Origin of the sequence: Actinosynnema sp. NPDC023794 (genome assembly GCF_040639675.1) — a bacterium.
In the GTDB taxonomy this organism is placed as follows: Bacteria; Actinomycetota; Actinomycetes; order Mycobacteriales; family Pseudonocardiaceae; genus Actinosynnema; species Actinosynnema luteola.
The window spans coordinates 42264-60273 of the sequence record NZ_JBFAFR010000011.1 but is presented as its reverse complement, the minus strand read 5'-3'; the positions used below and the strand labels follow the sequence as shown (position 1 = coordinate 60273).

The 18010-nt window shown below is 71.9% G+C and carries 20 protein-coding genes and 1 pseudogene; 12 read left to right on the top strand and 9 right to left on the bottom strand.

Annotated features, from left to right (window positions below):
- Positions 1–22: 22 nt before the first annotated feature.
- From AB0H12_RS22965 to AB0H12_RS22935, 7 genes and pseudogenes are all read right to left on the bottom strand, one after another.
- On the bottom strand, positions 23–1600 hold the full coding sequence (locus AB0H12_RS22965) for a GMC family oxidoreductase (RefSeq protein WP_499625062.1): 1578 nt from the start codon (positions 1598–1600) through the stop codon (positions 23–25).
- Positions 1601–1726: 126 nt separating this feature from the next.
- Positions 1727–2218: a hypothetical protein gene (locus AB0H12_RS22960; RefSeq protein ID WP_499625060.1), complete on the bottom strand. Its 492-nt coding sequence runs from the start codon at positions 2216–2218 to the stop codon at positions 1727–1729.
- Positions 2218–3030 carry an FAD-dependent monooxygenase family protein gene (locus tag AB0H12_RS22955; RefSeq protein WP_499625058.1) on the bottom strand — a complete coding sequence of 271 codons (813 nt, stop codon included), beginning with the start codon at positions 3028–3030 and terminating at the stop codon, positions 2218–2220. Before AB0H12_RS22955 ends, AB0H12_RS22960 begins: the two co-directional genes overlap by 1 nt.
- A 373-nt stretch (positions 3031–3403) precedes the next feature.
- A pseudogene (locus AB0H12_RS22950) lies at positions 3404–3773 on the bottom strand (redoxin domain-containing protein).
- Positions 3774–3798: 25 nt separating this feature from the next.
- Entirely contained in the window at positions 3799–4281 is a 483-nt protein-coding gene (locus tag AB0H12_RS22945; protein ID WP_499625056.1) for an SgcJ/EcaC family oxidoreductase, read from the bottom strand.
- Positions 4282–4317: 36 nt separating this feature from the next.
- Entirely contained in the window at positions 4318–4794 is a 477-nt protein-coding gene (locus AB0H12_RS22940) for an SgcJ/EcaC family oxidoreductase (RefSeq protein WP_499625055.1), read from the bottom strand.
- A 186-nt stretch (positions 4795–4980) separates the two neighbouring features.
- Entirely contained in the window at positions 4981–5190 is a 210-nt protein-coding gene (locus AB0H12_RS22935; RefSeq protein WP_499625054.1) for a hypothetical protein, read from the bottom strand.
- Between the two features lie 162 nt (positions 5191–5352).
- On the opposite strand from AB0H12_RS22935, the gene AB0H12_RS22930 reads away from it, so the two are divergent.
- Genes AB0H12_RS22930 through AB0H12_RS22920 form a run of 3 tightly spaced genes read left to right on the top strand, consistent with a single transcriptional unit; the run spans position 5353 to position 8014 of the window.
- Positions 5353–5802 (top strand): GNAT family N-acetyltransferase, encoded by a 450-nt coding sequence (locus AB0H12_RS22930; protein ID WP_499625052.1) that lies wholly within the window; start codon positions 5353–5355, stop codon positions 5800–5802.
- A gap of 38 nt (positions 5803–5840) precedes the next feature.
- On the top strand, positions 5841–6929 hold the full coding sequence (locus AB0H12_RS22925; RefSeq protein WP_499625050.1) for an epoxide hydrolase family protein: 1089 nt from the start codon (positions 5841–5843) through the stop codon (positions 6927–6929).
- Entirely contained in the window at positions 6926–8014 is a 1089-nt protein-coding gene (locus AB0H12_RS22920; RefSeq protein ID WP_499625048.1) for a winged helix DNA-binding domain-containing protein, read from the top strand. The genes AB0H12_RS22925 and AB0H12_RS22920 overlap by 4 nt, the downstream gene beginning before the upstream one ends.
- A 51-nt stretch (positions 8015–8065) precedes the next feature.
- Here the strand turns inward: AB0H12_RS22920 and rox are convergent, their stop codons facing one another.
- The gene (rox, locus tag AB0H12_RS22915) at positions 8066–9490 is read right to left on the bottom strand and encodes a rifampin monooxygenase (RefSeq protein WP_499625047.1); all 1425 of its coding nucleotides are present in this window, start codon (positions 9488–9490) and stop codon (positions 8066–8068) included.
- A gap of 243 nt (positions 9491–9733) precedes the next feature.
- Between rox and AB0H12_RS22910 the strand changes: the two genes are divergently transcribed.
- The 4 genes from AB0H12_RS22910 (at position 9734) to AB0H12_RS22895 (ending at position 12858) form a co-directional block, all read left to right on the top strand.
- On the top strand, positions 9734–10174 hold the full coding sequence (locus tag AB0H12_RS22910; RefSeq protein WP_499625045.1) for a MarR family winged helix-turn-helix transcriptional regulator: 441 nt from the start codon (positions 9734–9736) through the stop codon (positions 10172–10174).
- 8 nt (positions 10175–10182) lie between these two features.
- Positions 10183–11145, top strand: coding sequence for a zinc-binding dehydrogenase (locus AB0H12_RS22905; RefSeq protein WP_499625354.1), 963 nt, complete (start codon positions 10183–10185; stop codon positions 11143–11145).
- Positions 11146–11252: 107 nt separating this feature from the next.
- Positions 11253–11609 (top strand): YciI family protein, encoded by a 357-nt coding sequence (locus AB0H12_RS22900; RefSeq protein ID WP_499625043.1) that lies wholly within the window; start codon positions 11253–11255, stop codon positions 11607–11609.
- A 1-nt stretch (position 11610) separates the two neighbouring features.
- Positions 11611–12858, top strand: coding sequence for an RNA polymerase sigma factor (locus AB0H12_RS22895; RefSeq protein WP_499625041.1), 1248 nt, complete (start codon positions 11611–11613; stop codon positions 12856–12858).
- Here AB0H12_RS22895 and AB0H12_RS22890 read toward each other — a convergent pair.
- A complete protein-coding gene (locus tag AB0H12_RS22890; RefSeq protein ID WP_499625039.1) occupies positions 12815–13858 on the bottom strand; it encodes a threonine aldolase family protein in 1044 nt (347 codons plus the stop codon). The genes AB0H12_RS22895 and AB0H12_RS22890 overlap by 44 nt on opposite strands.
- Positions 13859–13954: 96 nt before the next feature.
- On the opposite strand from AB0H12_RS22890, the gene AB0H12_RS22885 reads away from it, so the two are divergent.
- The 5 genes from AB0H12_RS22885 to AB0H12_RS22865 all read left to right on the top strand — a co-directional run bounded on the left by AB0H12_RS22885 (position 13955) and on the right by AB0H12_RS22865 (position 18009).
- Complete coding sequence (locus AB0H12_RS22885; RefSeq protein ID WP_499625038.1) at positions 13955–14509, top strand: hypothetical protein; 555 nt, start codon at positions 13955–13957, stop codon at positions 14507–14509.
- Positions 14493–15068, top strand: coding sequence for a pyridoxamine 5'-phosphate oxidase family protein (locus tag AB0H12_RS22880; protein WP_499625036.1), 576 nt, complete (start codon positions 14493–14495; stop codon positions 15066–15068). Before AB0H12_RS22885 ends, AB0H12_RS22880 begins: the two co-directional genes overlap by 17 nt.
- 63 nt (positions 15069–15131) lie before the next feature.
- Positions 15132–15635, top strand: a complete 504-nt coding sequence (gene ybiA, locus AB0H12_RS22875; protein ID WP_499625034.1) for a riboflavin biosynthesis intermediates N-glycosidase — start codon at positions 15132–15134, stop codon at positions 15633–15635.
- 134 nt (positions 15636–15769) lie between these two features.
- A complete protein-coding gene (locus AB0H12_RS22870; protein ID WP_499625032.1) occupies positions 15770–17053 on the top strand; it encodes a GlnX family signal transduction membrane protein in 1284 nt (427 codons plus the stop codon).
- Positions 17050–18009 carry a glutamate ABC transporter substrate-binding protein gene (locus tag AB0H12_RS22865; protein WP_499625030.1) on the top strand — a complete coding sequence of 320 codons (960 nt, stop codon included), beginning with the start codon at positions 17050–17052 and terminating at the stop codon, positions 18007–18009. The genes AB0H12_RS22870 and AB0H12_RS22865 overlap by 4 nt, the downstream gene beginning before the upstream one ends.
- The last annotated feature ends 1 nt before the right edge of the window (position 18010 follow it).

Here is an 18010-nt window from a genome sequence, read left to right as displayed (position 1 = left end):
ACTCCGGTCGGCGGATGCCGATTCACGCCGTGGAGAATGCCTGGCCCTCGGTCAGCGGCGCCTTGCCCAGCACGAGGTCCGCGGCCTTCTCGCCGATCGCGACGGCCGACGCGTTGGGGGCGCCGCGGCCGACCGTCGGCATGACCGACACGTCCGCCACACGGAGGCCCTCGACGCCGATCACCTTCAGCTCGGCGTCGACGACCTTGCCGATGGCGCAGGTGCCGGAGCCGTGGAAGATGGAGTGGGTGTAGCCGCGGACGTACGCGCGCACGTCGGCTTCGGAGTCCGACTCCGGGGCGTGGTACCAGTCCTTGGTGAACCGGGCCAGGGCCTTCTGCCGCGCGATCTCCATGCCGATCCGCGTCGCCGCCACCGCCGTGACGAGGTCGTCCTCGGTCTGGTAGTAGTTGTGCTGGATCTTGGGTTTCGTGGTGGGGTTGCTGGAGTCCAGCGTCACCGCGCCCCGGGCCTGTTGCGTCAGCAGCACCGGCCCGTAGGTGATGGCGTGCCCGGTGGGCAGGCCGAGACCGCTGTCGGCGAACATCATGGGGCCGGAGAAGAACACCACGTCCGGAGCGTCGAGTCCGGAGCGCGTGCGCACGTAGCCCCCCGCCTCGGGGCCGTTGGAGGTCATCGGCCCGGTGCCCTCCTCCTCGAACTGCTTGACGTACTGCGGCTGCTCGGCGATCAGGGTGCTGACCGGCTCGTCGTGGGCGAAGATCAGCGGGACCAGCGGGTGGTCCTGGAGGTTGGCGCCGACCTGGTCGTTGGCGTGCACGACCGGGATGCCGAGCAATCCGAGGTGGTCGGCGGGCCCGATGCCGGAGTGCATGAGCAGGAACGGCGAGTTGTACGTGCCGGCCGAGAGGATCACCTCGCGGTTGGCGTGGACGGTGAGGTTCTCGTCGAACCGGCGGCCGGCGACACCCACCGCGCGGCCGTTCTCGATGAGGATGCGGTGCACCTGGAAGTTCGTCTGCACGGTCAGGTTCGGCCGGCTCGTGGCCGGGTGCAGGTAGGCGACCGCGGTCGAGCACCGGCGGCCGTTGCGCTGGGTGAGCTGGAAGTAGCCGAAGCCGTCCTGCGACTCGCCGTTGAAGTCGTCGTTCGACGCGAACCCGGCTTGTGCCGCGGACTCCAGGAACGCCTCGGACTGGGTGTTCTTGCTGCGCCCGTCCGACACGCTCATCGGGCCGCCGGCGCCGTGGTAGTACGACGCGCCGCGCTCGTTGTCCTCGGAGCGCTTGAAGTACGGCAGCAGTTCGTCGTAGCTCCAGCCGGGCCGGTCCCAGCCGTCGTAGTCGAGCTTGTTGCCGCGCAGGTACAGCATCGCGTTGATCGAGCTGGTGCCGCCCAGGACCTTGCCGCGGGGCAGGAAGATCCGCCGCCGGTTGAGCTGGGGTTCCTCGTGCGAGTCGTAGTCCCAGTCCACTGAGGTCCGGAACAGGTCGCCGAAGGCTACGGGGACGTGGATGGCCTCCAGGTCGTCCGTGGGACCGGCCTCGATCAGGCAGACGGTGACATCGGGGTCTTCGGACAACCGGGCGGCGAGCACGCAGCCCGCCGAGCCCGCTCCGATGATCACGTAATCGTACATCCGGTCCTCCTGACATCCGCCGTACGGCGGCTCTGGGTATGCGAGGGTCGTCCAGGCGCGGTGATCCTCAAGAGTTGGGCCGGGCTCACGTCCGAACGGCCGACGTCGACGTACCTGCTTGCGCGGTCACGTCCTGGCGCAACCGCTCCACTGAAAAGGAGCGGAGTCGAGCGTGGGGGTGCGTGGTGTGCGCAGCACCATCGCGGGTTTCATCAACACCTGCGGTGGGTCGACCAGACCCGCGACGCGCAGGAAGGCCTCCGAGAGCCCGGCGTCGTGCGTCGCGGCCACTTGGAGGCTGGCCGTGGAGGCGTTGCTCATCCGGGCTTTCGGCGTGCGCTTGCCCGCCACTCCGGGGAACGCGAGGTCACCGCCGGCGGCGATCTCCCGCGGCACGCTGACCACGGACTTGATGTCGCCGAAGTACTTCAGCGGGTTCGGCGCCCGACCCGCCGACCGGTGCTCGGCGAGCACCGGCGCCTGGGGCGCGGCCACTGCCATGCCGTGCCCGTAGACCGGGTTGAACGAGCGCACCGCGTCGCCGAGGACGAGGAAGCCCTCGGGGAAGCACTCCATCCGCTCGTAGCGGAGGCGCCGGCTCGCCGGGAACTGGAACATCACCGGGTCACCGAGGGGATCGGCGACCCGGGTCGCGTCGTGGGTGTCGGGCACGGGCAGGGACTTCGCGAAGGCGGGCTTCCCCGCCGGGTCGGTCGGGGGTGGTCGCCGAGGGTGCCGGTCAGCGACAGCAGGCCGAGGTTCCCGTCGATGGCGTGCGGGAACGCGCCGCGTGGGTGCTTCAGGGTGGCGGCCGGGTTGATGGACATGTCGCCGCGCACCGGGTCGGTGTGCCGGCGGTACTTCCGGCTGGTGTGGGCCGGCCCGACCTTCACGCGGTCCTCCGGCGCCCGCGGGTAGCCCATGGGCTCCAGCCGCGTCGGCCCGCGCGAGCCGCGGCCGGTCGTGTCGACGCCGACGTCGGTGTCGATCTCCTCGACCTCGGCGCCGGTTTGGCGGCTCTGCGCGCGTGCCGTGCGGACGACTCCGCCGTCGGCGACCAGCCCGACGGCGTCGTGCCCTTCGCGGAAGGGGACGCCCGGGATCGCCTGGTCCCGTTGACGCACGTGGTTCTCGAGCACCGGGCGGGTGATGCCGACGAGCCGCGGGCCGGTCGGCGCGGTCTTGATGCGGTAGCCGTTGAAGGGCCGTCGGACGGGGAACAGCTCCTCCAGGATTTCCTGGCCGCTGGAGAGGAGGCGGTGGGCGTGACGTCCCTGCGGCACACCGCGCCGTGGGTCCCGTACGTCGGAAGGCTCGTCCCGGTCGACGATCACGACGTTCTCGTACGCGTCGGACAAGACTCCCGCGGCGAGCATGCCCGCGATGCTTCCGCCCAGCACGACCGCGCGACCGCCGATGTAGTTGCCCAAAGGACATCGCTCCTCATCAGGGGGCGGGACGACAACATGCTCACAGCGGCGGCGTGACCTGCGCATCTTCGACGTTGCGGAGGCCGGGCCCCCGGAATTGGGCAATGCGAGAGATGCGTCCGATCTCATCCCCGTGCTGCGCAATCGCTCCCGTTGGTCCGAGGAACACCGCAGGCTGCACGACGACGTCGCCGCGGGGCCCCTGTACGTCTGATCCGCCGGAGCGGGTCATGCGTTCCACGTACGTGGCGGTGCGGCGGGACGGGGTGGTTCGTCGACCGCCCCGGGGGTTCGAGTGGTGCCGCGGCGCGCAAGAACGCGTCGCCGACCACCTTCCGGTGAACGGCGACGCGTCGGGATGGAGGACGTGGGATCAGGCGGTCAGTTCCGCCACCGCCTTCTTCCACTTGGCCTGCGCGCGCACCTCGCGGGGGCCGTTGATCTCCGCGAAGCGCACGACACCCGTGGTGTCCAGCAGGAACGTGCCCCGCATCGCGATCCCGGCTTCTTCGACGAGGACGCCGTACTTCCTGGCGACCTCGCCGTGTGGCCAGAAGTCCGACAGCGGGGAAAGTCGTACCGCTGCTGCTCAGCACATCCCGTCCTGGCAGATCGTGCTGAACGCGAACGGGTGGAAGACCAGGAGCGCGTTCTTCTCCCGCCACAGCGCCGACGCCGTTGCCACCTCGCGGTTGTGGTCGCTCAGTGGAATCCGGCGTCGGCGAACCGGCCTCGACCGCCATGGGCCACCTGTCGTCGTGCGGGTCGTCAGCCCTTGAGGGGGCTGCCCTGGTGGGAGAACAGCTTCAGGCCGCCGTCGGCCTGCTTGACGATCACCCAGGTGACGCGGACGGCGCGCTCGGGTGCGGTCGTCGACTCGCCGGCGAGCTGGATGCCGCCCTCGCTGATCACCATCGCGGTGGTGTCGCTGAGGAACTTGATCTCCAGTGGGCCGCCGCGGACCCGGGCTCCCTTGAGATCACCGCGGAAGCCCTCCGCCATGTGCTGGCGGATCTCCTCGCGACTGGTGAGCTGGGTGTCCTGCATCAGCAGGCTCCCGTTCTCGGCGAACGTGTCCGCGAACATGTCGGCGTCGTTGCGCTCCCAGGCTTCCCTGAGGCGCATCGGCACGGTCAGCACCGCCTTCTCGTCCTCGGCGGTGAAGCCCCGGTAGAAGGACGTGTCCTCGCGGATCCCCGCCTCGGCGAGGAGCTGTGAGGCGTTGCCCCATCCGTTGGTCGCTGTGGGCATTCTGGCACTCCTTGGTTCGCTCCGACTACCGGCTGGTTACCAGCGCAGGGTCGCGCCGTCGCCCCGAGGGCTGTTCTGGTAGCCCGCGAGCCGCCACTCGCCATCCTGCTTCACGCACACCCACGTCGACCGCACCGCGAACTCGGGCGCGACCTCGGTCTCGCCGGGGGCCAGGATGCCGCCGTGCGTGCGCAGCAGCGCGACGTCGTCGGAGACGAAGCGGACGTCGACCGGGTTGCCGGTGACGCCGGTGCCCTTGAACGGGCCCGAGTAGGCCTCCTGCATGAAAGCGCGGATTTCCTCGCGCCCCTTCTTCAACACGTCGCCCGGCAGGATGAGAATGCCGTCCTCGGTGAAGGTGTTCGCCACGCCCGCGGCGTCGTTCTTCGCCCACGCGCCGACGAGGCGCAGCGGAAGGCCGAGGACTTCCTTCTCCTTCTCGCTGGTGAAGGGACCGTAGTACGATTTCAGCATCGCCTCGCGATCGACGACATTCGATGCCGTGCTGGTCATCGGTGACTCCTTGTTGCTGGGCGGGCGGCCGAAGGAACGAGTCCCGAGCTGGGGCGGGACCTGCCGCCCATGGGGGTGGAGAGCGCGACACGCCGCTGGTTCACGACCGTCCGTGCCAGTTCGGCAGCCGCCCTGTCAATCATCTCCGCATACTTGTGGACTGCCATCTCCACGCTTGCGCAGACCTCAACCAAGCTTCAGCTTGTGGCGGAATTCCCGCACGTCCCCGATGAACAGGTCGGGTTCCTCCATCGCGGCGAAGTTCCCGCCGCGGTCGCAACTCTCGTAGTGGAACTGGGCGGACGAGCCGCCTGTCCCGGTGAGCCGGTAGAGCGTGATGATGTCGAGGATGCGGTGATCTCGACCATTTCTTCCCCTCCGGCCGGCTCGTCGCACGAAGCTAGTTCGGGACGCGGAAGTGGGTCTACTCGCAGCTTGCGTGATCCCGGAGCAGACCCGCTGCCCCGGTGGTTCGACGCCACCGACCGGCGAACACGGCGTTCGGCGGTCGATCGGACCGGGTAACCGGCGGATCACCTCGTGGGAAAGGATGACCGCATGATCGTTCCCCTGGACCTCACCGACGACGCCACGGCGAAGGCCGTGCACCGGATCGCGACGCAGTCGTACGCGGTCGAGGCGGAGTTGATCGGGAGCTCGACGATACCCGGGTTGCACGAGTCGGTGGACGACATCCGGAGACTGCCGCTGCGGTGGCTCGGCGGGTACGTCGACAACGACCTGGTGGCGTTCGTCGGCTACGCGAAGGTCGACGGCGTGCTGGACATCGACCGGCTGTGCGTGGCGCCGAGCCACTTCCGGCTCGGGTTCGCCAGACGGCTGGTGGAGCAGGTGCTGGCCGAGGGCGGGCCGGCGATCGTGTCGACGGGTGCGGCGAACGCGCCCGCCATCGCGTTGTACGAAGGGCTGGGTTTCCGGTTGGTCGACACGGTGGTGGTCGAGGGCGGGCTGCGGATCGCCCAGTTCGGGCATCCGGGGTCGATCTAGGACGGATCCTGTCCTACCCGGCTCCTAGGGTCGGTGTCGTGACCGAGATCGAAGAGTTCCGCATCGCCGTGCCGCAGGCCGACCTGGACGACCTCGCCGACCGCCTCGCCCGTGCCCGCTGGGTGGAGCCGCTGCCCGGCGACGGGTGGGAGCGCGGCGTGCCGGTGGACTACCTGCGCGACCTGGCCGAGCACTGGCGCACGGGGTTCGACTGGCGGGCGCACGAGGCGCGGTTGAACGCCTTCCCGCAGTTCACCACGGAGGTCGACGGGCTGGACGTGCACTTCCTGCACGTGCGCAGCGACGACGCCGACGCGCTGCCGCTGCTGCTGGTGCACGGGTGGCCGAACACGTTCGTCGAGTTCGTGGACGCGCTGGAGCACCTGCGGGACTTCCACGTGGTGGTGCCGAGCATCCCGGGCTTCGGGTTCTCCGGGAAGCCGACCGGGCCGTTCGACGTCGCCCGCGCGGGCCGGCTGTTCGCCGGGCTGATGGCGCGGCTGGGGTACGGGCGGTACGGCGTGCAGGGAGGTGACCTCGGCGCCTACATCGCGCCGGAGGTGGCGAAGGCCGCGCCGGAGCACGTGGTCGGGGTGTTCGTGAACGGCGGTCTGGGGTTCCCGACCGAGGCGGACCTGCCCGAGCTGACCGAGGATGAGCGGGTGTTCCACGACCAGATGCAGGAGTGGGCCGGCGCGGGCGTCGACCACCACGCGTTGCTGCGGGCCGCGCCGCAGACTTTCGCGCTGGGGTGGCACGACTCGCCGGTGGCGTGGTTGGCGTGGCTGATGCAGAAGTTCCAGGAGTTCACGATCACGGTGGACTCGCCGGAACTGGCCATCGACCGCGACCTGCTGCTGGTCAACGCGACCTTGTACTGGCTGACCGGCACGGCGGGGTCCTCGTCGTGGTTCATGTACGACAACGAGCGGTTCGGGTGGCCGGAAGGGCAGAAGTTGGTGCCGACGGGCGTCTACAGCGGTCCGCCCGCGATCCGGCGGCTGGCCGACCGGCACAACGACATCGTGCACTGGCCGGGGGAAAGGCCCGGCGGGCACTTCGTGGCGATGGAGGTGCCCGGCGCGTTCGCGGCCGAGGTGCGCGCGTTCTTCGGGAAGGTGCGGTGAACCGGGTGATCGGTCGGCGGTTGCGCCGGCACTCGTTGCTGGCCCCGTCGGCCGACCCGGCGGCGGTGGTGCGGGCGATGTGCGGCGCGCACGCCCAGGTGATGTCGGCGGCGGAGGTGTCGATCGGGGTCCGCACGACCCTGACCCGGCAGCAGGTGCGGGACGCGTTGTGGGTGGACCGGACGTTGGTGAAGACGCGCGGGCCGCGCGGCACGGTGCACCTGCTGCCCGCGGCGGACCTGCCGATGTGGGCGGGTGCGTTGGCGCAGTTGCCGCAGAAGCTGCGGTTGCTGACCGAGCAGCAGGCGGCCGAGGTGGTGGCGGCGATCGCGGACGCGTTGCGGGACGACGAGCTGACCGGTGACGAGTTGACCGAGGCGGTCGTCGCGCGCACCGGCGCGTGGGCGGGCGACCGGGTGATGGAGGCGTTCGGCGGGACACCGTGGCCGCGGTGGGTGGAGGCGATGGGCGTGGCGTCGAACCTCGGCGCGATGTGCTTCGCGCCGAACAAGGGCCGCAAGACCGCCTACACGAGCCCGCAGCGGTGGCTGCCGGGTTTCGCGCCGGCCGCGGACGGCGCGGTCGAACTGCTGCACGCCTACCTGCGGTCCTACGGGCCGGCGACGCAGGCGCACTTCGCGAAGTGGCTGGCGGCGCCGAAACGGTGGGTGGACGGGGTGTTCGAGCGGGCCGACCTGGAGCGGGTGGACGGCGGGTGGGTGGTGCGCGGCGACACGTCGTGGCCGGACGAGCCGCCGGCCGGGGTGCGGCTGCTCCCCTACTTCGACGCGTACGTGGTGGGCAGCCACCCGCGCGAGGTGGTGTTCCCGGGTCGGGCGGCCGAGCGGGCGTTGTCGGGCGGGCAGGCGGGGAACTTCCCGGTGCTGCTGGTGGACGGCGTGGTGGCCGGGGTGTGGCACCAGAAGCGGTCGGGTCGGCGGATCGTGGTCACGGTGGAGCCGTTCGCGCCGCTGTCGCGGGCGCACGCGGCCGAGCTGGACCGGGAGGTGGCGTGGGTCGGCGAGTTCATGGAGGGACGGCCGGAGCTGACCGTCGGCACGGTGTCGGTCGGCGGGCACGCCTGATCGGACGTCGGGCAGGCCGCGTCGCGAGGGGCCTGCCCGACGTCCGGGTGGTCAGGCGGCGGCGCCGAACCACGTGGGCAGGTGGCCGACCAGGTCGTCCTGGTCTTCGCCGACCCACGCCACGTGCCCGTCCGGTCGCAGCAGCACGGCGGGCGCGTCGAGTTCCTCGCTGACGTCGACGACGTGGTCGACGCGGTCCGCCCAGCCCGCGACGGAGAGCCGGCCGGTCTGGTCGAGCAGCAGGCCGCGTCCGTCGTGCATCAGCCCGTAGAGGCGCCCGTGCTTGAGCTGCACGTCGCGCAGACGTCGGCCGAGCAACTCGTGCCCCTCGCCGAAGTCGTAGCGGATCGCGGTCGCGGTGATCTTCTCGGTCAGGTGGCGGTTCACCTCGTCGAAGTCCATCAGCTCCGACAACAACCGGCGCACCGCCTGTGCTCCCGGTTCGAGGGACATCAGCTGCATCTGCGCCCGCGTGTTGTCCAGCACGGCGGCGGCCACCGGGTGCCGTTCGGCGTGGTAGCTGTCCAGCAGTCCCTCCGGCGCCCAGCCGTCGACCTCGGCGGCCAGCTTCCAGCCCAGGTTGAACGCGTCCTGGACACCGAGGTTGAGCCCCTGCCCGCCGACCGGCGGGTGGACGTGCGCGGCGTCGCCGGCCAGCAGGACCCGGCCGGTCCGGTAGCGCTCGGCCTGCCGGGTGGCGTCGCCGAAGCGGGAGAGCCAGCGCGGCGAGCGCACGCCGAAGTCGGTGCCCGCGACCACCCGCAGCTGCCGCTTGAACTCCTCCAGGGTCGGCGGCACCGTGCGGTCCTCGGCCACCCCTTCGGCGGGCACGATGACGCGGTGCGCCCCGTCCCCGAGGGGCATGAGGCCGAACCGGGTCTGCGTCTTGCGGACCTCGGCCACCACGGCGGTCACCGTCTCCGGTGGCGCGGTCACCTCCATCTCGCCCAGCAGCGTCTCGGTCCTGCTCGGCTCGCCGGGGAAGTCCACGCCGAGCAGCTTGCGCACCGTGCTGCGACCGCCGTCGCAGCCGACGAGGTAGCGGGCGCGCAGCCGGGCGCCGTCGGCCAGCTCGACGGTCACGCCGTCGTCGTCCTGGCTCAGCCCGACCAGCTCGCTGCCGCGTCGGAGCTCGGCGCCGAGTCCGGTGGCGCGTTCGGCGAGCAGGCGGTCGGTGGTCGGCTGCGGGATGCCGAGGACGTACGGGTGCGCGGTGTCGAGCCCGTGCGGCGGCGGCTTGGGGATGCCGGCGAAGAACCCGCCGATCGGGTGCCGCTGCCCGAGGGCGAGGAACCGCTCCAGCAGGCCGCGCTGGTCCATCACCTCGACGCTGCGGGCGTGCAGGCCGAGTGCCCGGACGACTGTCGTCGGCTCGGTCTCCTTGTCCAGCACGAGCACGTGCACGTCGTGCAGCCGCAGTTCGCCGGCCAGCATCAGGCCGGTCGGTCCGCCGCCGACGACGATCACGTCGATCATGAAACCCCCTGTTTGACCATGAATCGCATTTCGGTCGATTCCGCTTTTCCGCCGAACCCCGCGTTTGCGCAGGTCCCGCCTTCGAGTGGAGAGTGTGCGGCACGACCCGGGTCTTGCCGCAAGACCCCCGGTGCGCTATAAGTTGAGAATGGCGAGGAGTGGTTTTACTCCTCGCCTTCGCCATGTGCGGGTCCGCGACCATTCATCGTTGGCAGGGCCAACAAGTCGGTAGGATGCGGTCGCATGGAGACCTCAGGCGCGCCCCGGCGGCTGCGCGGCACGACGAGTTGGCTGCTCGGCCAGGCCACGACGCACGCGGCGCGGCTCGTGTCGGAGGCGCTGGGCGCGGTCGGCGCGCGGCGCTACCACTACTCGCTGCTGGCCGCGTTGGACGAGTTCGGCCCGGCCAGCCAGGCGGAGCTCGGGCGGCGGGGCGGGCTGGACCGCAGCGACGTGGTGGCCACCGTGAACGAGTTGGCGGAGAAGGGCGTCGTGGAGCGCCGCCCGGATCCGGACGACAAGCGGCGCAACATCGTGACCATCACCCCGTCGGGTGTGGCCCACCTGCGTCACCTGGACCGCGTGGTGGGGCAGGCTCAGGAGTCGCTGCTGGCGCCGTTGTCCGCGGCCGAGCGGGAGGAGTTGGTGCGGGTGCTGAACGTGGTCCTGGAGCACCAGGGATGACCGGGTCGATGCGCGCGGTCGTGCTGAGCGGGCCCGGTCCGGTGGAGAACCTGGCCGTGGCGGAGCTGCCGGTGCCGCAGCCGCCGCCGGGGTGGGTGCGGGTGAAGGTGGGCGCGTTCGGGCTGAACCGGTCCGAGCTGCACACCCGGTTGGGCCTGGCGGAGGGCGTGACGTTCCCGCGCGTGCCGGGCATCGAGGCGGTGGGCGTGGTGGACAGCGACTGCGACCTGCCGCCCGGGCAGCGGGTGGCGGCGATGATGGGCGGCATGGGGCGGGTGTTCGACGGCGGGTACGCCGAGTACACCGTCGTGCCGCGCGAGCTGCTGATCCCGTTCGCCTCGGACCTGCCGTGGGAGGTGCTGGGCGCGGTGCCGGAGACGTTGCAGACCGCGTACGGCTCGCTGACCACGGGCCTGGACCTGCGGGCGGGCCAGTCGCTGCTGATCCGCGGCGGCACGTCGGCGCTCGGGTTCGCCACCACCGCGCTGGCCAACGACATCGGCGCGACGGTGCTGGCCACGACCCGCCGCGCGGAGCGGCTCGACGTGCTGCGCGAGCACGGCGTGGCGCACCCGCTGGTGGACGACGGCACGGTGGCCGACCGGGTGCGCGAGCTGTTCCCCGACGGGGTGGACGCGGCGTTGGAGCTGGTCGGCACGCCCACGTTGCCGGACACGCTGGCGGCGACGAGGGTGCACGGCACGGTGTGCTTCACCGGGATGCTGTCGAACGAGTGGGTCGTGCCGGACTTCTACCCGATCGGGTACCTGCCCAAGGGCGTGCGGCTGACCGCGTACGGCGGCGAGAGCTCGGACCTGCCCGCGGAGGTGCTGCAACGGTTCCTCGACCAGGTCGCGGGCGGTGAGGTGTCGCTCGGCCCGACCACGGTCTACCGGTTGGAGGAGATCCGGCAGGCGCACGACGACCTGGAGCACGGCCGCCGGGTCGGCAAGCTCGTCGTGCTGCCCTGAGAATTCCTCCCGGGATTTCCCCTCGGGAATTCCCCCGCGTCGTGTCGATGTGGTGCTCCGCCGTTCGTGTAGGGGGTGCGGAGACACCCCGACCTGAGGAGCACGAGATGACCCAGTACCTGATCAGCGTGATCGAGCCGGCCGGCTACGACATCCCCGAGCCGGAGGCCCTGGAGCGGATCATGAAGGACGTCCAGGCGGTGGACGCCGACATGCGGGAGGCCGGTGTGTGGGTGTTCGCGGGCGGTCTGCACGCCCCGGAGACGGCGACCACGCTGCGGCCGGACGCGAACGGCGAGCTGGTCGTGACCGACGGGCCGTTCACCGAGAGCAAGGAGCACATCGGCGGGTTCAACATCATCGACGTCCCGGACCTGGACGCGGCCCTGGAGTGGGGTCGGCGGATGAGCGTGGCGTGCACGCTGCCGGTCGAGGTGCGGCCGTTCCAGGACTTCGTCGGCTGACGTGACGGCGGTCGAGCGGGTCTTCCGGGCGGAGTACGGCCGGTCGGTGGCGGTCCTGGTCCGCGTCTTCGGTGACATCGACGTCGCCGAGGAGGCGGTCCAGGACGCGTTCGCCGAGGCCGTGCGGCGGTGGCCGGAGACCGGTGTGCCTCCGAGCCCGGCGGGCTGGATCATCACCACGGCCCGCAACCGGGCGATCGACAGGCTGCGCCGGGAGTCCACTCGGGACTCCCGGCAGGCCCAGGCCGCGTTGCTGCACGCCCGTGACGAGCGCGTGGAGGTGGACGCGGTGGGTGACGACCGCCTGCGGTTGATCTTCACGTGCTGTCACCCGGCGTTGAACCAGGCGGCCCGGGTGGCGTTGACGTTGCGGCTGCTCGGCGGGCTGTCCACGGCGGAGATCGCGCGGGCGTTCCTGGTGCCGGAGCCGACGATGGCGCAGCGGCTGGTGCGCGCGAAGGCGAAGATCCGGGACGCGCGGATCCCGTACCGGGTGCCGGGCGAGGCGGAGCTGCCCGACCGGCTGCGTGCGGTGCTGGCGGTGGTGTACCTGGTGTTCAACGAGGGGTACTCGGCCAGTTCGGGCGGGGAGCTGGTGCGCGGGGACCTGTGCTCGGAGGCGGTGCGGCTCGGGCGGGTGCTGGCGGAGCTGATGCCCGACGAGCCGGAGGTCGTCGGGCTGCTGGCGTTGATGCTGCTGGTGCACGGCCGGAGCCCGGCGCGCGCCGGCCCGGACGGTCGCCTGGTGCGGTTGGCCGACCAGGACCGCTCGCGCTGGGACCGGGCGATGGTGGCCGAGGGGCGGGAGCTGGTGCGGCGGTGCCTGCGCCGCAACCGGCCCGGTCCCTACCAGGTGCAGGCGGCGATCAACGCGGTGCACAGCGACCCGCCGCCGACGGACTGGCGGCAGGTCGTGCTGCTCTACGACCACCTGCTCGCGTTGACGCCGAGCCCCGTGGTGGCGTTGAACCGGGCCGTCGCGGTGGCCGAGGTCGACGGGCCGGAGGCGGCGTTGGCGCTGGTCGACGGCCTGGCGTCGGGCAGCGCGTCGGGTCGCTCGTCGATGGCGGGCTACCACCTGTTCCACGCCGTGCGCGCGGATCTGCTGCGCCGCCTCGGTCGGGATCCGGAGGCGGCGCGGGCGTACCGGCGGGCGTTGGAGCTGGCGGGCAACGACGCCGAGCGCGACCTGCTGCGCCGTCGGCTCAGCGCAGTCGCCGGATCAGGTCGGCCACCTCCCGCGGGGTGAAGTCGAGCGACACGACGCCGACGGTCAGCTCGATGCTGCACCGCGAGGGGTCGGACGAGGACCTGGGCCGCCGCGGCAGCTCGACGCCGCTCTCGGCGAGGATCCGCTCGGCCGCGGCGGCGACGGCGTCCTTCGGCGCGGGGAGGTGGACGTGGAACATCGGCGTCTGCGGCACCAGCGGGCGGGTGGTCGCGTACCCGTCGGCGTTGATCGCGGCGGCGACGGCCACCGCGTGGTCGCGGAACTCGGCCATCCTGGGCAGCACCTCGTCGAGCCCCATCAGGGCGGTCACGGCGGCCGGCCACGAGTCCGGTGTCGCGCCGCCGAGCCTGCGCCGCCACACCGACGCGGCGTCGACGGTCTCCCGGTCGCCCGCCAGCACCGCGCCGCGCACGCCTTCGAGGCCCTTGTAGAGGGAGACGTAGACGGTGTCGAACAGGTCGGCGATCTCGGCGAACGGCCGGTCGTAGTAGGTCTGCGCCTCCCACAGCCGGGCGCCGTCCATGTGCGCCGCGGCGCCGCGGTCGCGTGCCCACGTCGTCTGCGCGACCAGGTCGTCCCAGGTGGGCAGGAGGCCGCCGAGGTCGCGTTGGGGCAGTTCGAGGAGCAGGGCGGCGAGCGGTTCGCGGACTTCGGCGAGGTCGTCCGGGGTGATCAGGTTCTCGCGGTCGCCGACGGCCTTGTGGCGCAGGCCGTGCACCGCGCTGTACCCCTGTTCCTCCCAGACCGCGAGGTGGCTCTGGGGGTGTGCGGCGAACGTGCGGCGGCCGGTGCGTTCGGCGTGCACGCGCAGCGCGGTCTGCTGCGCCATGGTGCCGGTCGGGAAGAACAGGGCGGCGGGTTTGCCGAGCAGGTCGGCGATCCGTTGTTCCAACCGCGTGGTCGGCTCGTCCAAGGCGAGACCGGGCTCGACGCGGTCGAGCACGCGGCGCAGCACCGCGTGCGGGTCCTGGCGGAGCAGGGAGTGCTGGACCAGGGAACGCCGGATCTCGGAGGTCATGGCGGGAGTCTGGGCGTTGTCGCCGGCCATGTGCAACAACGTTCCCGGTCATCTGACTGATTCGGGCGTCGGCGCGTCGCGCCTAGCGTCGCCGGCATGGAGCTGACTCGACCCGACGCCGAACTCGTCCTCGTCCACCGCCGTCGCGTGCCGTTCGAGCCCCGGCCGGACGGTCTGCTGGACGCCCGGTGGCTGGAGCAGGTGGACGGTGGCGGTGTGGTGACCTATTCGCAGTGGTCGGGTGCGGTGGAGGTGGACGACGCGGTCGCCTACCGGCGGTACCGGTCCGGTCGTGAGGCCGGGGACGACCGGACGGTCGGGTGCGTGGTGCTGGTGTCGGTGCGGTTCGACCGGCCCGGCGTCGCCGAGGAGTGGGTCGACCTGGTGTTCACGGCGTTGGCCGCCGAGGAGGACCTGCACCCGGGCGGGATCTCGGCGCACTTCCACGTGAGCCTGGACGGGCTGCGGGTGCTGAACTACGCGGAGTGGACCACGGCGCGGGCGCACGAGGACGCGATGGCCCGCGGCAACGGGTCGGTGGGCGTGTCGGAGCCCTGGCGGCGGGTGCACTCGTTCGCCGGTCTGAAGCACAGCGACGTCCGGCGCTACCGGGTCGTCGGCGATACTGGCGGTCATGGGGAAGACCTATGAACGGATCGAAGGACGCCTGCGCGAGTTCATCGAGGCGCAGCCGGTGTTCTTCACCGCGACCGCGCCGCTGGCCGCCGACGGACACGTGAACCTGTCACCGAAGGGCCGCCGCGGCACGTGGCGGGTGCTCGACGAGCGGCGGGTGGCGTACCTGGACTTCGGCGGCAGCCACGCCGAGACCATCGCCCACCTGCGGGAGAACGGGCGGATCACCCTCATGTGGTGCGCGTTCGACGGTCCGCCGAACATCGTGCGCGTGCACGGCACGGGTGAGCCGGTGTTCCGGGACGACCCGAGGTTCGCGGAGCTGGTGGCGGGGTTCGGTGACGCTGACGGGCCGGCGTTGCGCGCGGTTGTCGTGGTGACCGCGAAGCTGATCAGCGACACGTGCGGCTTCGCCGTGCCGTTCATGGACTACCGGGGCGAGCGGACGCTGCACGAGGAGTACTTCGGCCGCAAGACGGACGAGGAGTTCGCCGCGTACTGCGAGGGCAAGGACTTCAACGCGGTCAGCATGGACGGCCTGCCCGCGCTGCCCCTCCCCCTGCCGCCGCGCTAGTCCCCGTCGCCCGCCGCCGGAAATCATGCCCTCGTCGGAGGAGGCTGTGGCACCGTCTGCGCCGTGACCAAGTACCTGTTCTTCTGGGGGCACGAGGCGCGGCCGGGCGCACCGGTCGGCAAGCAGTGCCTGAGCCAGTGGTGGGAGGCGCCGTTCACGGTCGACGGGCACACCTACCGGACCGCCGAGCACTTCATGATGCGCGGCAAGGCGCTGCTGTTCGGCGACGAGGACACCGCGGACCGGGTGCTCGCGGCGCGCACGCCCGCCGAGGCGAAGGCGCTGGGCCGCCGGGTGCGCGGGTTCGCCGAGGACCGGTGGGTGGCGCACCGGCTCGACATCGTGGTGCGGGGCAACCTGGCGAAGTTCGGCGCGCACGACGACCTGCGCGAGTTCCTGCTGGCCACCGGCGACCGGGTGTTGGTGGAGGCGAGCCCGCTGGACCGGGTGTGGGGCATCGGCCTGGCCGCCGACGACGAGCGGGCGGCCGACCCCGCGTCCTGGCTGGGGCTGAACCTGCTGGGCGAGGCCCTGATGGAGGTGCGCGCCCGGCTCCGTCGGGGGTGATCGCGTCACCCGATGAGCTCGAACCGGTGGGCGCGTGCCGGCCGGTCGGGTCCGTTCGCGTCCCGATTGGTGGAATTTCGATCTACGCTGTCTGAGCGGCGAGTGGCGCCGATCACCTCGGGAAGGGGGCGGTCGTGCTGGTCGAGGCTCAGCGGAACCGCGGCGCCCTGCGCCGGGTGACGGGTCTTGCGCGCAGCACGCCGGGCAGGCTGAGCCTGCTGGCCCTGCTGCTGGTGGTGGTGAGCCTGCTGGTCGGGGCGTTGACCGCGACGTCGGTGCAGCGCCGGTCGGACGCGCTGGAGGCGTTGGCCGACCGCAGCGAGCCGCTGGCGTTCGCCGCCCAGGAGGTCTACCGGGCGATGGCCGACGCGGACGCCACGGCGTCGAGCGCGTTCCTGTCCGGCGGGGTGGAGTCGACCACGCTGCGCGGCCGGTACGAGGCGGACGTGGCGAAGGCCGCCGCGGCGTTGTCGGCGGCGACCAGCGAGATCACCCGCTCCCCCGAGCTCACCGAGGCGCTGTCGACGTTGTCGGGCCAGCTGCCGGTGTACACGGGCCTGGTCGAGACGGCCCGCGCGCACAACCGGCAGGGCAACCCGGTGGGCGCGGCGTACCTGCGCGAGGCGTCGGCGTTGATGCAGACGCGGCTGCTGCCCGCGGCGCGTGAGCTGTACGGGGTGGAGACCGGCAAGGTGGTGCGCGACCTGGAGGACGCCGGGTCGCTGCCGTGGCCGGAGCTCCTGCTGGGTGTGCTCGTGCTGGTGGTGCTGGTGTTCGCGCAGCGGTACCTGACCCGTCGGACGAACCGGGTGCTCAACCCGGGGCTGGTGGTGGCGACCGCGTTGACCGCGGTCTCGCTGCTGTGGGTGCTGGCGGCGAGCCTGCTGGTGGTCTACAACGCCTCGGCGAGCAAGAGCGAGGCCACGGTGGTCGACCTGCTCGCGCGGGCCCGGATCGCGACGCTGACCGCGCGCGGCGACGAGACGTTGACGCTGGTGGCGCGCGGCAGCGGCACGACCTACGAGGCGGAGTACGTCGAGGCCGACAAGGTGCTGGACGACCTGCTGGGCCGGGTGCGGGTGATGAACCCGACGCCGCCGGTGGTCGAGGCGGCGGAGCACCACGCCCGGTGGCGGGACGCGCACCGCGAGGTCCGCCGGGCCGACGACGACGGCGACTACACGGCGGCGGTGGCGTTGGCGCTGGGTCGGGACGGGCAGGGCGCGGCCACGGCGTTCGACGCGTTGGACTCGGACCTGGTGGAGGCGATCGGCGCGGCGCGGGCGGAGTTGACCGACGCGATCGGACGGGCGCGGGCCGCGTTGGGCGGCGTGGTGCCCGCGGTGGTGGTGCTGGCGTTGCTGGCGGCGGCGGCCTCGGTGTTCGGGTTGTGGCAGCGGCTGAAGGAGTACCGATGAAACGGCTGCTCGCGGTGCTCGTCGTGGTGCTGGCGGCGTGCGCGCCGGTGCCCAGTGGCGCGCCGCCGATCGGCGGTGGTTCGCCGATGCCGCCACGTCCGGCGGAGGCGGTGGAGCTGACCGAGCCGCCCGGCACGGCGGACGTGCCGCCGGCGTCGTGCGACCCGACGGCGAGCCTGCGCCCGACCGGGCCGCTGCCGCCGCCGGGGCAGATGCCGGCCGGGTCGACCATGGCGGACATCCAGGCGCGCGGCCGGCTGGTCGTCGGCGCGGACCAGAACACGTACCTGATGGGGTTCCGCAACCCCTTCTCCGGCGAGCTGGAGGGCTTCGACGTCGACCTCGCGCGCGAGGTCGCGCGGGCGGTCTTCGGCGACCCGGGCGCGATCCAGTTCAAGGTGCTGACCTCCGAGCAGCGGATACCGACGTTGGAGCGGCACGAGGTCGACATCGTGGTGCGGACCATGACGACGACCTGCGAGCGTTGGCAGAAGGTGAACTTCTCGACGGTGTACCTGCAGGCGGGGCAGCGGGTGCTGGTGCCGTCGAACTCCGACGCCACGGGCATCGAGTCGCTCGGCGGCAAGCGGGTGTGCGCGACGAAGGGGTCGAGCTCGCTGGCCAACGTGGCCGCCGCGGCGTCGCGGCCGGTGCCGGTGTCGGTGACGCACTGGACGGACTGCCTGGTGATGCTGCAGCAGGGCCAGGTGGACGCGATCTCCACGGACGACACGATCCTGGCCGGGTTCGCCGCGCAGGACCCCTACACGAAGGTGGTGGGTCCGCAGTTCGCCGCCGAGCCGTACGGGATGGCGTTCCCGAAGGCCGACGAGGACTTCGTGCGGTTCGTCAACGCGCTGCTGGAGCGGCTGCGGGCGGACGGCACGTGGGCGCGGATCCACCAGCGGTGGCTCGGCGATCCCCCGGCCCCGCCCGTCGCGGTGTACCGGGACTGAC

What these genes read in the sequence shown, in the direction of transcription:
- AB0H12_RS22965 (WP_499625062.1), bottom strand. Translation starts at nt 1,600, where the DNA reads ATGTACGATTACGTGATCATCGGAGCGGGCTCGGCGGGCTGCGTGCTC.
- AB0H12_RS22960 (WP_499625060.1), bottom strand. Translation starts at nt 2,218, where the DNA reads ATGTTCCAGTTCCCGGCGAGCCGGCGCCTCCGCTACGAGCGGATGGAG.
- AB0H12_RS22945 (WP_499625056.1), bottom strand. Translation starts at nt 4,281, where the DNA reads ATGCCCACAGCGACCAACGGATGGGGCAACGCCTCACAGCTCCTCGCC.
- AB0H12_RS22940 (WP_499625055.1), bottom strand. Translation starts at nt 4,794, where the DNA reads ATGACCAGCACGGCATCGAATGTCGTCGATCGCGAGGCGATGCTGAAA.
- AB0H12_RS22930 (WP_499625052.1), top strand. Translation starts at nt 5,353, where the DNA reads ATGATCGTTCCCCTGGACCTCACCGACGACGCCACGGCGAAGGCCGTG.
- rox (WP_499625047.1), bottom strand. Translation starts at nt 9,490, where the DNA reads ATGATCGACGTGATCGTCGTCGGCGGCGGACCGACCGGCCTGATGCTG.
- AB0H12_RS22910 (WP_499625045.1), top strand. Translation starts at nt 9,734, where the DNA reads ATGGAGACCTCAGGCGCGCCCCGGCGGCTGCGCGGCACGACGAGTTGG.
- AB0H12_RS22905 (WP_499625354.1), top strand. Translation starts at nt 10,183, where the DNA reads ATGCGCGCGGTCGTGCTGAGCGGGCCCGGTCCGGTGGAGAACCTGGCC.
- AB0H12_RS22900 (WP_499625043.1), top strand. Translation starts at nt 11,253, where the DNA reads ATGACCCAGTACCTGATCAGCGTGATCGAGCCGGCCGGCTACGACATC.
- AB0H12_RS22890 (WP_499625039.1), bottom strand. Translation starts at nt 13,858, where the DNA reads ATGACCTCCGAGATCCGGCGTTCCCTGGTCCAGCACTCCCTGCTCCGC.
- AB0H12_RS22885 (WP_499625038.1), top strand. Translation starts at nt 13,955, where the DNA reads ATGGAGCTGACTCGACCCGACGCCGAACTCGTCCTCGTCCACCGCCGT.
- AB0H12_RS22880 (WP_499625036.1), top strand. Translation starts at nt 14,493, where the DNA reads ATGGGGAAGACCTATGAACGGATCGAAGGACGCCTGCGCGAGTTCATC.
- AB0H12_RS22865 (WP_499625030.1), top strand. Translation starts at nt 17,050, where the DNA reads ATGAAACGGCTGCTCGCGGTGCTCGTCGTGGTGCTGGCGGCGTGCGCG.